This window comes from Kineococcus indalonis (assembly GCF_009906395.1).
Lineage (GTDB): Bacteria > Actinomycetota > Actinomycetes > Actinomycetales > Kineococcaceae > Kineococcus > Kineococcus indalonis.
Window position 1 is genome coordinate 1 of the sequence record NZ_JAAALM010000053.1, and the last position, 13,133, is coordinate 13,133.

The 13,133-nt window shown below is 75.6% G+C and carries 9 protein-coding genes and 3 pseudogenes; 7 read left to right on the forward strand and 5 right to left on the reverse strand.

What is annotated here, in order from left to right:
* Positions 1 to 508 precede the first annotated feature (508 nt).
* Positions 509 to 1,294 carry a GPP34 family phosphoprotein gene (locus tag GTR00_RS04710; RefSeq protein WP_166610487.1) on the forward strand — a complete coding sequence of 262 codons (786 nt, stop codon included), beginning with the start codon at positions 509 to 511 and terminating at the stop codon, positions 1,292 to 1,294.
* A 770-nt stretch (positions 1,295 to 2,064) separates the two neighbouring features.
* Here GTR00_RS04710 and GTR00_RS04715 read toward each other — a convergent pair.
* Together GTR00_RS04715 and GTR00_RS04720 are read right to left on the reverse strand one after the other, a co-directional pair.
* Positions 2,065 to 2,703 carry a TetR/AcrR family transcriptional regulator gene (locus tag GTR00_RS04715; protein WP_166610488.1) on the reverse strand — a complete coding sequence of 213 codons (639 nt, stop codon included), beginning with the start codon at positions 2,701 to 2,703 and terminating at the stop codon, positions 2,065 to 2,067.
* 996 nt (positions 2,704 to 3,699) lie between these two features.
* Positions 3,700 to 4,668 carry an alpha/beta hydrolase family protein gene (locus GTR00_RS04720; protein ID WP_166610489.1) on the reverse strand — a complete coding sequence of 323 codons (969 nt, stop codon included), beginning with the start codon at positions 4,666 to 4,668 and terminating at the stop codon, positions 3,700 to 3,702.
* Positions 4,669 to 5,007: 339 nt separating this feature from the next.
* Between GTR00_RS04720 and GTR00_RS22850 the strand changes: the two genes are divergently transcribed.
* From GTR00_RS22850 to GTR00_RS26270, 3 genes and pseudogenes are all read left to right on the forward strand, one after another.
* The gene (locus tag GTR00_RS22850; RefSeq protein WP_323132217.1) at positions 5,008 to 5,523 is read left to right on the forward strand and encodes a transposase; all 516 of its coding nucleotides are present in this window, start codon (positions 5,008 to 5,010) and stop codon (positions 5,521 to 5,523) included.
* A gap of 380 nt (positions 5,524 to 5,903) precedes the next feature.
* Positions 5,904 to 6,422 (forward strand): hemerythrin domain-containing protein, encoded by a 519-nt coding sequence (locus GTR00_RS04735; RefSeq protein ID WP_166610490.1) that lies wholly within the window; start codon positions 5,904 to 5,906, stop codon positions 6,420 to 6,422.
* Positions 6,419 to 7,077 (forward strand): annotated as a pseudogene (locus GTR00_RS26270) (dihydrofolate reductase family protein). The gene GTR00_RS04735 and the pseudogene GTR00_RS26270 overlap by 4 nt, the downstream one beginning before the upstream one ends.
* Here GTR00_RS26270 and GTR00_RS04745 read toward each other — a convergent pair.
* Entirely contained in the window at positions 7,064 to 7,933 is an 870-nt protein-coding gene (locus GTR00_RS04745) for a helix-turn-helix transcriptional regulator (RefSeq protein WP_166610491.1), read from the reverse strand. The pseudogene GTR00_RS26270 and the gene GTR00_RS04745 sit on opposite strands and share 14 nt — an antisense overlap.
* A gap of 86 nt (positions 7,934 to 8,019) precedes the next feature.
* On the opposite strand from GTR00_RS04745, the gene GTR00_RS04750 reads away from it, so the two are divergent.
* On the forward strand, positions 8,020 to 8,835 hold the full coding sequence (locus GTR00_RS04750; protein WP_166610492.1) for an SDR family NAD(P)-dependent oxidoreductase: 816 nt from the start codon (positions 8,020 to 8,022) through the stop codon (positions 8,833 to 8,835).
* On the opposite strand, the pseudogene GTR00_RS04755 reads toward GTR00_RS04750, so the two are convergent.
* Positions 8,832 to 9,457: pseudogene (locus tag GTR00_RS04755) on the reverse strand (MmyB family transcriptional regulator); the annotation flags it as partial. The gene GTR00_RS04750 and the pseudogene GTR00_RS04755 sit on opposite strands and share 4 nt — an antisense overlap.
* A gap of 372 nt (positions 9,458 to 9,829) precedes the next feature.
* Between GTR00_RS04755 and GTR00_RS26275 the strand changes: the two are divergent.
* Positions 9,830 to 10,700 (forward strand): annotated as a pseudogene (locus tag GTR00_RS26275) (aldo/keto reductase); the annotation flags it as partial.
* A 692-nt stretch (positions 10,701 to 11,392) separates the two neighbouring features.
* Positions 11,393 to 11,827: a VOC family protein gene (locus tag GTR00_RS04765; RefSeq protein WP_166610493.1), complete on the forward strand. Its 435-nt coding sequence runs from the start codon at positions 11,393 to 11,395 to the stop codon at positions 11,825 to 11,827.
* Positions 11,828 to 12,195: 368 nt separating this feature from the next.
* Here GTR00_RS04765 and GTR00_RS04770 read toward each other — a convergent pair.
* Positions 12,196 to 13,133: GGDEF domain-containing phosphodiesterase (locus GTR00_RS04770; protein ID WP_166610494.1), on the reverse strand; the 938-nt coding region annotated here is incomplete at its 5' end.

Genomic DNA, 13,133 nt, shown 5'->3' on the forward strand with positions numbered 1-13,133 from the left:
GCCACCCCCAGCCTGGCCCCCGCCGCCGCCTACGCCGTCCCGGGCGCGGTCCTCCTCCTCATCTCCGCCCTGCGCCTGCGTCGCGCCGCCCGCACCAGCTGACGCCCGCACCAGCTGACGCCCGCACCAGCAGGAGCACCGACCCGCACACCGGCACCACCGGGGGAACGACGAGGTGAACACCGGCACCTCCCTCAGCACCGGCGCCGGCAGCACGACCCCCACCGGCAGCACACGCGACGTCGTCATCGGCGCCGGCCCGGTCGGAGAGGACGTCGCGGACCGCGTGGCGCAGGCCGGGCTCAGCGCCGCCGTGCACGCCGACGGCCACCGGGCTCGGGCCCGCACGGTCGTCGACGAGCAGCGCCGAGCGGTCGCGGGGTTCGCCCTGGCCGGCCCGGACCCGCCGATCCAGCCGGCACGCGACGGACCACGGTCCTGCCGTGCGCGTCCCAGCGCGGAGCGAAAACGCCGCCCAGCCCCGCGGGGGACCTCCTAGGTTCTCCCCGTGCTGATCGCCGACCGGGCCGCCCTGCTCCTGCTCGACGCCCAGGGCCGGCGGCGCCTGCCCGCCCGGGCCGCGGCCACCGTCCTGGCCGGTGCCCTGCTCAGCGAACTGGTCCTGCTGCGCCACCTCCAGGCCGACCCCGCGAGCGGCGCGCTGCGCGTGCGGCCCGGGCCGCAGCCCGCACCCCGGCTCACCGCGGCGCTGACGGCGGTCACCGCCGGCGCCGGGGACGCCGCGCGCACCGTGCGCGCGCTGGCGGGCGAACGGCTGTGGGAGGACGCGGCGAGCGCCCTGGGCGAGGCCGGTGCGCTGCGCACCGAACGCCGCCGGCGCCTGCTCGTGCTGACCCGCGTGCGGTGGTTCCCCCGCGAGGGTTCCGTCGCCGCGCTGCAGGTGCAGCTGCGCGCGGCGCTGCTGGCCACCCGTCTCCCGCACCGGGCGGGCGGGGCGCCGGCGGTCGACCCGGCGACGGTCAGCCTCCTCGTGCTGCTCGCCGGTGCCGGGTGCCTGCGGGAGGTGGTCGGGCACCTGCCGGGCGCAGCGGGCCTCGACGAGGCCGCCGACGTCCTCGCCGACGCCCGGGCCCTGGCTCCGCAGCTGCGGGAGGCGCTGGAGGACCTGGAGACCGCGGTGGCCGTGCGCGCCCAGGCCCTCAGGTGCACCGGCTCCTCCTCCGACACGACCCCGGGCAGCACCGGCGACGGTGACCACGGCGGGCACCACGGCGGTTCGGACGGCGGGCCTGGTGTCGGCTCCGGTGGCGAGGGTGGCGGCGGGGACTGGTGAGGCGTTTCCGGGACGGTGCCACCGCAGCAGCCTGGTCGCACTGGCAGCAGCGGGCAGCGCGGGCAGCGCGGGCACGGTGAGCCGGCGAGCACGGGTGAGCCGGTGAGCCGGTGAGCCGGTGAGCCGGTGAGCCGGTGAGCCGGTGAGCCGGTGAGCCGGTGAGCCGGTGAGCACGGAGGGACTGCCGGACGGCCGCGCGGCTCCGGCAGCACGGTGGCGTGCACGGTGCCCACCGGGTTCGCCGCCTACGCGCGCCCCGCACCCCGTCGACTTCTCCCCCCGCACGCCCTGATGCAGTGGCGCTCCATCGCCACCCCCGCCCCCACCCTGGCCGGCGGCGCACCCAGCCGGGCGCGACCACCTGCTCCTGACCGGGCCGCTGCGTGCCGCGCTGGCCGTGGGCCATCAGGTCACCGACGACGGGTTCGGCCCGCAGTCGCCGAACCTGCTCCGGCCGGCGGACCGCTCCTGGTGCCTGGCCAGCGAGATCGACGTCGACTCCACGCTGATCTGGTGGGCAAGGGGGCGCCGAAGACGGTTCTCACGTGCTGCACCACCTCCGGACCCGGGTGGCACGACGGTGCAGGTGCTGCCGGTGCTGCCGCGACGGGAGGTGTCGGAGGACCGCTGCGCGGCTGCCGACCGAGGTGGTCGCCGAACCACGGCTCCGGTCCGGGTCACAGCAGGGGGCGCGTCCTCACCCCAGCTCGGAACGCGCCCGGGCGGCCTCGACCTCAACCGCTGCCGCCCGCTCCCCCCATCGGCGTGAGCTACCTCGTCGAGCCGGACGTGCTCGTGGAGGTCGAAGCCACCGCCGTCCTCGATCGAGCGCTGCGCGTGACGTCGGACAGCTCGCGAAGTCCGCGGTCGATGAAAGCGATCAGCCATCGGAAGCTGGCTTCGATCTCGTCCTCGGTGTGCATGTCTCCCGCCGGCTCGATCAAGCAGAACCCGTCCAGGAAGCTGCGGAGCATTTGAAGGGCGTGCCGAGTGTCCTCCTCGTGGATCTCGTACCCGCTCAGGATGGCCAGGTGGGATTCGATGACCCGCAGCCACGCGAGGTGGAGCGGATCCCCAGGACCGGTCGCCGTGTTGTACAAGGTGGCCGCGAAGCGACCAGGGGACTCCCGGGCATACCGCCGTGTCGCGTGGGCGGCGGCTTCGAGCGCCTGACGCTCCGACTTGCCCTGCATCGCGTTGCGGAGAGCGTCGCCGATCTCGGTGACCGCCAGCACTGCGATGCGGCGACTGAGATCCGCCTGCCCTGCCACGTGCTTGTAGAGGGACGGCGCCCGCACCCCGAGCCTGTCCGCGACCAGCCCCATCGTGAGGCTGGCGTAGCCGACTTCATCGACGACCTCGGCTGCTGCGCGGGTGACGGTGGCGGCGTCGAGGCCTGCTCTAGGCATGGCGAGCCCGCGCTCCGCACCCTCGCGGGGCGGGGTGCGCGCAGTTCGAGAGCCTCATGATCGGAACCAGTCGCATCGATGCAGCAGCCGCACCCAATGGCGGGTACTTGGATTAGCCACAAGGTAGCACGATTAGTTGCGGCGGTGCGTGACGAAGCGGGCCCGCTGACCCGCCCCGGCTTCAGCAGAGCCTTTCCCCTGGTCTCCGGCGCTGACGACGCTGTGATCGGGTCGTGGGTGACCTCGTGCTCGGCGGGCGCGACGTCGCCGAGCTCGGCGTGCAGGCGGCGGTCGTCGGACCAGTCGACCCGTTCGAGGGTCGCGAGCGGCACGACCGTGCGCGCGGACCTGGTCGCCGACACCCTGGCAACGCCCCGCGTGGTCGCGCGGCCGGGCCGGTGCCACCGACGTCGCCGGCGCTTGCGCCCTCCGGTCCTGCTCCGCGTCCAGCACGAGCGTGAAGGCCGCTCACGAAGCTCGCCGGGGATGCTTCCTCGGCGTCGCCGTGACGTTCATCCTCCGCGGGTCGACAGCCGGGGGGGGAGCCTGGGCGGTTCGAGGAGGACTGACCGAACCCCTGGTCGACCGTGCACCCGGCTGGTGGGAGCACATCGAGACCCGTCCGGGCAGCGGATCTGGCGAGCACGTCGCCCCGTGCGACGGCGGGTGGTTCCACTCCGGCTCGCGCCGGGAAGACCCAGGCGCTGCAGGCCCCCCACGCCACCCCGTCAGAGCACTCAGCGCGTGGAGGCCCACGGCGGCCTCGGACCCCGCGAGGCAGAACGCGCCTGCGACCAGGATGCCGGCCGCGAACGTGCCCGGAGCGACGACGAGGGCGGGGGCGTGCGCGGGTGCCGGTGCTGGTCCCGGTGCCGAGCTGGACGGCGTCGTCGAGTCGCACGAGCAGGGTGAGGCTGGCGAGGAGCGACCTCGGGCGGCGACCCGCGGGCCGCCGCCCGAGGTCAGGGCCGGGGTGAGCTCAGGTCGGTGCGCCTGCTACTTCGCCTCGACCTCGGCCAGGGGCTGCTCGTCGTCGGCGAGGGCGTCGAGGGCGTTGCGCCAGGCGGGGTCGTCGGCGAAGAGGCGGCTGCGCAGGTACGCCCACACGAGGGCCCGCAGGGTGGCGACCCGCTCGGGGTTCTCGTCCGAGGTCTCGCCCGCGTCGTAGCCGGAGACGCCTCCGTAGATGTGCTCTGCTCCGAAGAAGGTCAGGAGCGTCTTGTGGGGCCCCGGGCTGAGGGTGTACGCGTCGGAGCGGTAGCTGATCCGCTCCGAGAAGTAGGGGTTGAGGTCGGCGTCGCCGGCGATGACGAGAGCCGTGCCCGTCATGGCGCTGAAGTCGAGGTACTGCAGGACGGGGTAGTTCTCACGCGCCCAGTCCGCCAGGTCGTGGCCTGCTCCGGGAGCGCCGATGACGACGCCGGCCTTGATGCGAGGGTCGGAGAGGTCCTTGGCGCGCTGGTCGGCAGGGTCCAGGACCTGCATGCCCAGCAGGGACGCGACGGTCATGCCTCCCAGGGAGTGACCGACAGCGGCGACTCGTCCGGCGTCGAGCCCGCGGGCGGCGAGGCCGGGAACCTGGTCCTGGATGTCGCCGAGGTGGTCGAGGACGTGGCGCACGTCGCTCGCCCGGTCGCGCCAGAAGAGCGGTGCGTCCGGGAGGTCGGCATCGCGCAGGCCGAGCTCGTTGGCGTCGAGGTGCGTGGGCTGGATGACGGCGAAGCCGTGGGCGGCCCAGAACTCGACCACCGGGGCGTAGCCCTTCATGGAGGCCAGGAAGTTGGACGCGCCGTGACCGTGGGAGAGGACGATGACCGGCAGGTCGGTGCCCGTGGCGGGCACGGAGACCTTCACTTCGAGGGGGGCGGGGCGGCCCGGGGCCTCGACCGTGACCGGGTGGTAGGTGATGACCGGCTGCGATTCGTTGACGGGGACGGTGCCTGCGTCGGTGTACGGCTTGCTCATGATCAGTCCTTCGACTCGGCTGCTGGGGCACCGTCGTGCGGGTCTGGGAGCCGGCGGTGGCGGCTAACGCTAGTAGCCGTATCGCAAAGCTATTTTCTCTAGCCAAGCCGTGTCAACCCTCGCCAGGAACCACGTCGCCACCTGCCCGCGGCCGCCACGTGTCCACGACCCGCCACGCCGTCGAGCGGCGTCGCATCGGCTGCATCGCGCCCGCGACACGGAACGGACCGGACGCGTCGGAAGGGCCGAACGCAGCGACGCCACCGCGGCCTCGCGGCCTCGCCGCGTTCGGCGTCTCGGGCCCCGCGAGGCCGAGCGGTCGCGGCCAGCGCCTTCGTCATCGACTCCCGGTCCGTCCGCAGCAGCGAAGGCGGGCACGGGCGTTCCTGCGACGCGGGCGGGAAGGTCGACGGGCGCAAGCGGATGACCGCGGTCGACGTCGAGGGCGACCTGCTGGCGGTGCAGGTCACCGGCGGGGCGATCAGCGGGACCGCCGGCGGCATCGACCTGCTGGACGAACTGCCCGAGCAGTTCCCGGACCTGCGGCAGGTCCGGTGCGATCAGGGCTTCCGGCGCGGGTTGACCGAGCGTGCCGATGCGCTGGGCACCACCGCCGCGGTGATCAGCCGACGGCCCGGCAGCGTCGGCTTCCACGTCCTGCCGCGCCGAGGGGTCCTGGCGCAGCCCTCACCCCGCACCTGGAACAGCCGCTCAGCGCGCGGAGGCCAGGCCCAGGAGGTTCCCCGCCGGATCGCGGGCGTGGGTCACGACCAGGCCCGACGGTGCCGTCACGGGACCCGTCACCCGCACCACCGGGCGCGTCCGCACCCCGCGGGGTGCGACCGGGGTCGGTGAAGCCGTACCCGCCCGGGGTGGACACCTCGCCCGCCACCGGGGAGGAGGTGTCGAAGTCCCACCCGAACAGCTGCGCGAAGTCGCCGCGCAGCGCCCGCGCGTCCTCGCCGATGACCTCGAAGTGCACGACGGGTCGTGGCGTTCCCGGCATCGTCTGCTCCCGGCATCGTCGTGGACCTGCACAGCGCTGACCCCCTCACGACCCGTGCGGCGGCGTGGACCCACCGGTGCCGAGCGGCGCCCGGGCTCCCTGGTGCGCCCCGGTGTCCGGCGCTACAGTCGCCGCACCGTCGCGTGCCGGTGGCAGACCGTGCCAGGCATGGAGGCGCCGGAACGGAGGAGCACGACGCTGGTGGTGTCGTCCCCTTCGCCCGCCCCCCGTGGGTGAGGGCGAGAAGACCAGGCTGCTGACCTGGAGCCGGGAGCTGCTCGCCGTGCACGAGCGCTTGCGCGAGGCGCTGCGCCTCACGCGCGGGGCGCTCGCGCACGGCACTGAGGCGCCGGCACCTGCCGCCCGGGACCTGCTGCTGCACTGCCACGGTTTCTGCGTGGCCCTGACCGGTCACCACGAGGGCGAGGAGCGCGAGATGTTCCCCGCCCTGGCGCAGCAGCACCCGAACCTGCGCGAGGCGCTGCGCGAGCTCCGGCAGGACCACTCGATGATCGCGCACCTGCTCGCCGGGTTGCAGGCCGCCGTCGAGCGCTCGGCCGGCCCCGCCGAGCTGGACCGCCACCTGGAGGGCGTCGAGGCCGTGATGGAGTCGCACTTCCGCTACGAGGAGCGCCGGCTCACCGCGGTCCTGCAGACGCTGAGCCTGGACGCCGACGTGCAGGACGTCCTGGGACCGCTCGCGGAACGTCCACGCAGCGGTCCACGCACCGGCCGGGGCACGCAGTGAGCCGGACCCGCATCCACGACCTCCCCCTCTCCCTGGACGGTTTCGCCACCGGTGAGCCGCAGTCCGCCGAGGCGCCCACGGGCCACGCCGGCCACCGGTTGCACGAGTGGATGATCGCCACCCGCTTCGGCGCACCGATCCCGGGACGCGACGGCGGCACCTCCGGCGTCGACGACGCGCTCGCTCAGCAGCACGGGAGCGGCATCGGCGCCGAGATCACGGGCGCGGGCGAGTTCGGTCCCCCGGGCTGGCAGGAGGACCCCGGGTGGAGGGGCTGGTGGGGCCGGACCCGCCGTTCCACACCCCGACCTTCGTGCTCACCCGCTCCCCGCGGCCGCCGGTCGAGATGGAGGGCGGCACCACGTTCCACTCCCTCGACGCCTCCCCGGCCGAGGCGCTCGACGTCGCGCGCGCGGCGGCCGCCGGCCGGGACGTGCGCATCGGCGACGGCCCGACCGTCGCCCGCGACCTCCTCGCCGCCGGGCTCGTCGACCACGCGCACCTGGTGCAGGTCCCGATCGTGCTGGGTCGCGGGGTGCGGTTGCGGGACGGCCTGGAGGCCCTGGAGGCCCTGGAGGCCCTGGAGGCCGGCTACGACGTCGAGGTGGTCTCCACCCCGAGCGGGGTCACGCACCTGACGTTCACGAGGTCCTGAGGGCGCGCAGCGTCGTCGACGGCCCCGAGGCGTCCAGGAACGCGAGGGCCTGCGCGCTGCGGGACCCGGACGGTGCGGTGTAGAGCACCAGGTGCTGATCGCGGTCGGCGAGCGCGAGGGAGTCGCAGTCGACGACCACCTCCCCGACCAGCGGGTGCTGGAAGGTCTTGGTGAGCACCGGCGCCGCCTGCACGTCGTGGCGCTCCCACAGCCGGGCGAAGTCGGCGCTGCCCGCGCGCAGCTCCTCGACCAGCTCGCCGACCGCGGGGTCGGCGGGGTAGCGGGCCCGCGCCGAGCGCAGCTGCCCGACCACGTCGAGGCGGAACTCCGCCGCGTCGGACACGCCGTACAGCGCACCGCCCCGCCCGCCGGGTCCCGACGGCTCGAGGAACGCCTTGCGCGCGAGGTTGCGCTCCCGGGGAGCCAGCTCGGCGAAGTCCTCCATGAGCGCCGCCGCCAGCTCGTTCCACGCCAGCACCTCGAAGGCGGCCGAGACGACGAAGCCGGCCGTCTGCGGCAGCCGGTGCAGCAGCGCCAGGATGCTGGGGCGCACGTCGCGCCGGTGCGAGCCGCCGCGCAGCGGGGCGGTGCCGGCCACGAGGTGCAGGTGCTCGGACTCGGCGCCGGTCAGCCGCAGCGCGCCGGCGATCGCGGCCAGGACCTCGGCCGAGGGGCGGGGCGCCCGTCCCTGCTCGAGGCGGACGTAGTACTCGGTGGAGATGTGCGCCAGCACCGCGACCTCCTCGCGGCGCAGCCCCGGTGTCCGGCGCCGCGCTCCCGCGGACAGGCCGACGTCCTGCGGGCGCAGCCGCTCGCGACGGCTGCGGAGGAAGGCGCCGAGCTCCTGCTTGTCCACCCCCCCAGTCTGCACGCGCCCCGGACCCGCACCCTGGTACGGCTTGTGCCTGCCTGCGGGTCGCGGACCGGGGCAGCGTGGTGGCCATGACGAGCTCCACCGACACCACCAGCACCAGCACCACCGCGACCGGCCTGCTGACCGGCAAGGTCGTCCTGATCACCGGTGCCAGCCGCGGCATCGGCGCCGCCGCGGCGCACCTGTTCGCCGAGGAGGGCGCCGCCGTCGTGCTCGCCGCCCGCAGCACCGACGCCCTGGACCTCCTCGCCGGCCGGATCCGCGCCGACGGCGGCAGGGCTGACACGGTCGCCCTGGACCTGGCCGACAGCGCGAGCATCCGCGCGGCCGTCGACCGCGTCGAGCAGCTGCACGGCCGCCTCGACGGGGCCTTCAACAACGGCGGGACGATCCAGCGGCCAGGCCCCCTGGAGGCCACCAGCGAGGAGGACATCGACGAGCAGTTCACCGTCAACTTCCGAGCGCACTGGACCGCCATGACCGCACAGGCCGCGCTCATGCGCCGCAGGCCGGCGGCCCCCGGTTCGGCGGGTGCGGCGATCGTGAACACCTCCAGCATCGGCAGCCGCCGCGCGAACCCCGCGCTGCCGGCCTACGGCGCGATGAAGCGCGCGCTGAACAGCATCACGGAGACCGCCGCGGCGACCTGGGGGCGGTACGGCATCCGGGTCAACGGCATCACCCCGGGTGGCACGGCGACGCGGATGATCGAGGAGTGGGAAGCGGCCACGCCCGGCATCACCGACCGGATCAACGCCACCGTCCCGCTGGGCCGCATGGCCGAACCCCGCGAGGTCGCCGAGGTGGCCGCCTGGCTGCTCAGCGACCGCGCGTCCATGGTGACCGGGGCGATCGTGCCGGTCGACGGCGGCGCCGGCGCCTGAAGCTCGCCGACGACGGGGTGGTCCACGACCGTGGTGCCGCCCGTCAGCCGGCGCACGTCGTGGCGCTCCCACGACGCCCGGAAGCGGGCACTGGCCAGGGCCAGCTCGCCGACCAGCTCGACGACGCGGGCGTCGCCGACGGCACCGCGCGCACCGGGGGCCGCGCCGTCGGCGGAGCCGGTGGCGAGCGCAACCGGTTCTGCCCCACCCGCAGCCGCGGCGAGAACGCGACGGCCGACGCGTTGGAGGCCAGCACGTCGAAGGTGCGGCCCTCGACGAACGCCGGCACCTGCAGCGCCGCCAGCAGGTGGTGCAGGCGCGGGGGGACGCGCTGCGCCGGGGCGCGCCGGCGGGCGGCGGAACGGGTGCGGGGGACCGGCCGCGCGAGCTGCAGCAGGTACTGCGTCTCCAGCTCGTCCAGGAGCAGGACCCGCGCCAGCGCCTCGAGCACCTGCGGGGAGGGGTTGCGGCCGCGTTCGAGGCGCAGGTGGTCGGCGCTCACCCCCGCCAGCAGCGCGACCTCCTCGCGCCGCAGACCCGTCACCCGCCGCCGCGACCCGCCCGCCAGCCCCACCTGCTCGGGGGTGACCAGCGCCCGCCGGGCCCGCAGGTACTCCCCCAGCCGGTTCCCCGCACCGCTCGTCCCGCCGTCCGCCGCACCGTCCGCCGCACCGTCCGCCCTCGCCGCTGCCACGGCGACGACGCCACCGCCGCTCGCGCCGCGCCCGGGGGTGCGCAGAGGGGTCCTGCAGCTCCCCGGATCGACGGGGACCTGCCCGGGCGCACCGGGCCCGTCGCACCCTGCTCGGGCACCAGTTGCACCGACGAGCAGAGGAAAGACCATGGACATCAGCGGGCCGAGCGCGACGGCACCTGCTCCGACCTGCTGCGGCAGCGCTCGGCCGCGCTCAGCACCCTGCCCCGGCGCTGAGCAGACCCCCGGGAACCACCGCCGGGGTCCACCCCACGACCCGGCCCGCTGCGCCGTCCACGGGTGAGCCGGGTCGTCTCGAGCGCGGCCGGCACCCACACCAGCGGAGGCGCCCTGGACCACGCCGAGTCCACTCCCGCCGTCCACCGCGCCGTCCACCGCGCCCTCGACCTCGACCTCGGCGTCACCCACCTGGACACCGCGGAGGTCTACGGCCCGTACCTGAGCGAGGAGATCGTCGGTCGCGCGATCGCCGGCCGCCGCGACCAGGTCGTCCTCGCCACGAAGTTCGGGCTGCTCCCCCCACGCCGGCGGCGCAGCGGGCACTCCCGACAGCAGCCCGGCGGACATCCGCACCGCCGTCGAGGGATCGCTGCGCCGGCTGGGCACCGACCGCATCGACCTGCACCACCAGCACCGCGTGGACCCGCGAACCCCGATCGAGGAGACCGCCGGCGCGGTCGCGGAACTCATCGCCGAGGGCGAGGTCGTGCACTTCGGCCTGTCCGAGGCCTCGCCGGCCACGATCCGCCGCGCCCACGCGATCACCCCGGTCACGGCCCTGCAGAGCGAGTGCTCGCTGTGGACCCGCGACGTGGAGGAGGAGGTCCTCCCCGTCCCGCGCGAGCTGGGCACCGGCCTGGTGCCCTGCTCGCCCCTGGGCCACGGGTTGCTCACCGGCCGGATCCGCACCGTGGACGACTTCGCCGAGGACGACTTCGCCGAGGACGACTGGCGCAGGACCGACCCGCGCTTCACCGGGGAGAACTCCCGGCGCAACCTGGCCCTGGTGGAGCAGGTCCGAGCCGTCGGCGCGCAGATCGGCGCCAGCGCGGCGCAGACCGCGCTGGCCTGGCTGCTCACCCGCGGGGAGGACATCACCCCCGTCCCCGGCACCCGCCGGGTGGCGCGGGTGGAGGAGAGCACCGCCGCCGTCGAGCCGGACGAGCTGCTCCGGCGGCAGCAGCACCGGGAACCGTGCGACGCTGCACCGGTGAGCACCCAGGGTGTGCTGGACGGCCTGCGAGCCCTGGCCGGCGAGCGCGGTCGGTCGGTGCGCGTCAGCGAGGACGTCGGCGACGACGTCACCTCCGCCGGGATCACCGGCGGGGCGTTCGCGCGCGCCGACGCTTCCCCCGGCTTCTTCTCCCACGAGGCGCTCGTGGAGCTGCAGGGACCGCCGCGGCTGGAGGTGCTGCTGCGCGCCTCCGGCGACGCCGACGTGCGCGTGGAGGGCGCCGAGCTGCTGGTGCCGCACGAGGACGTCGTGGCGGTCGTGCGATCGCTGTGGAGCGGCGGGGCGCGCCTGTCCTCCTTCCCCGCGCTGGTGCTGCACGTGGTCACCCCGGCGGGCACCTACCGCGACGTTGCGCCGGTGCTGACGCCGTGGCTGGCCGCGCTGTCCCCGCCGGCGCGGCGGCGCTCCCCGGGCTGGCTGGGCCGACTGGTCCGGGCCCGCCCGCGTTGACGCGCGTGCCGGGCAGCGGCCCGCGTGCGCGCCGAGGCTCAGGAGGAGGCCCTGGAACCCCAGGGACGCCCGGGGACGCCCGGGGACGCCCGGGCACCGGACGTCGCGCCGCGGGACCGGTGAGTTCCGGCCCCCGCCACCGTCTGAACGGTGTGGCGATGACGACGAGGGTGCTGAGCGTGGCGCTGCCGGTGGCCGACCAGGACGCGGCGCTGGCCTTCTACACCGGCGTGCTGGGGTGCGCGGTGCGGCACGACGTGGAGGTGTGGCCGGGGGTCCGGATGGTGGAGGTGGTGCCGCCCGGCTCGGAGGTCGGCCTGGTGCTGCTGCCCGTGGGCAGCCCGCTGCCGATGGCGGTGCGGCTGGGCACCGCCGACGCGGACGCCGCGCACGCGCGGCTGGCCGGTGCGGAGGGCGTGGTGCTGCACAACGAGGAGGTGCTGCGCTGGGAGGGCGTGCCGGCGATGTTCCACTTCAGCGACCCCGACGGCAACGACCTGGTCTACCTGGAGGACCCGGCGGCGCAGGACCCGGCGGGCGGTGCAGCGCGCAGCACGCGCCCCGCCACCGCGGGAGGTGGCGGGGAACGGTGACGACGTCCCCCGGGAACCGCGGCAGGGACCGCCGCCGTCCCCGCGCACCCGCGCGCAGACCGGTTCCGCGGCGCCTGCGGTGGACCGGCTCCCCCGGCGCAGGCCACCGGCCGCAACCGTTCTCCGCACCGGCGGCGTGTGCTCTACTGGGGGTTCCGCGTCCCGGACCCGGTGCGGCGACCGATCAGCCCGAGGGGCTGGTGCTCGGAGGCGTCGCCGCGAAGGGCCCCGACGATGTGGCCCGGTCCCACCTCCGTCCCACCAGGTCCCCGGGTGAGCCCGCGCTGCGCGAACGGCGCGGGTGGTGCAGGGGGAAGCCTGGCCCCGGTTGAGCAGGAGCCGGGGTCAGGCTCCGCACCCCCGCGTGCTCAGGCGGTGAGCAGGGCGCTGAACTGCTCGGCGGGCTGGGGGCGGCCCAGGTGGAAACCCTGCAGGTAGCCGCACCCCAGCCCGGTCAGGTCGGCGGCCTGCTGCGCGTCCTCCACCCCCTCGGCGAGGGTGTCGATGCCCAGCTGCGGCGCCAGGTCGAGGACCGCTCGCACGACGGCCCTGCCGGCCGGCCGCTCCAGGTCCGCGGTGAGGCGGCGGTCCAGCTTCAGCAGGTCCAGCGGCAGCTGCTGCAGCCAGCCCAGGGCGGTGATGCCGGCGCCGAAGTCGTCCAGGGCGATGCCCACGCCGGTGCCGCGCACGCGCCGCAGCAGGGCACCGACCTGCGCCAGGTCCTCGCTGAGCAGGCTCTCGCTCAGCTCCAGCGTGATGCCGGCGGCGTCGGCGTGCTCCTGGGCGGTGACCGCGGCCAGCAGGGCGGGCAGCTGGTCGTCGGTGAGCTGGTGGCGGTCCAGGTTGATGAAGACCCGCGGCGGGCGGGAGCACGTGCGCGCCCAGGCGGCGGCCTGGGCGCTGGCGTGGTGCAGGACCCACTCGCACACCCGGGGCATCAGGCCGCTGTCCTGGGCCAGGGGCAGGAACACCGCCGGCGGCAGCAGGCCCTGCTCGGGGTGCTGCCAGCGCAGCAGCGCCTCGGCGCCGGTGACGACCCGGTCGCCGGCGCGGACGACGGGCTGGAAGTGCAGCACCAGTTCCCGCCCGTCCAGCGCCCGGCGCAGCTGGCGCTCCATGCTCAGGCGGCGCAGCACCTGCCGGCGCAGCGCCGGGTCGTAGGCCTCCACGCGGTCGCGCCCGCGCCGCTTGGCCTCGTACAGCGCGCTGTCGGCGGCGGCCATCAACCCGTCGACGCCGCCGCCGGTGCCGCTGACGCTGGCGACCCCCACCGAGAGGGTCACGGTCACCTCCAGCCCACCCCCGC

Excerpts from the sequence above, each read along its gene's own strand:
- GTR00_RS04715 (WP_166610488.1), bottom strand. The coding sequence starts at position 2,703 with ATGCCTAGAGCAGGCCTCGACGCCGCCACCGTCACCCGCGCAGCAGCC.
- GTR00_RS04720 (WP_166610489.1), bottom strand. The coding sequence starts at position 4,668 with ATGAGCAAGCCGTACACCGACGCAGGCACCGTCCCCGTCAACGAATCG.
- GTR00_RS04750 (WP_166610492.1), top strand. The coding sequence starts at position 8,020 with ATGACGAGCTCCACCGACACCACCAGCACCAGCACCACCGCGACCGGC.
- GTR00_RS04765 (WP_166610493.1), top strand. The coding sequence starts at position 11,393 with ATGACGACGAGGGTGCTGAGCGTGGCGCTGCCGGTGGCCGACCAGGAC.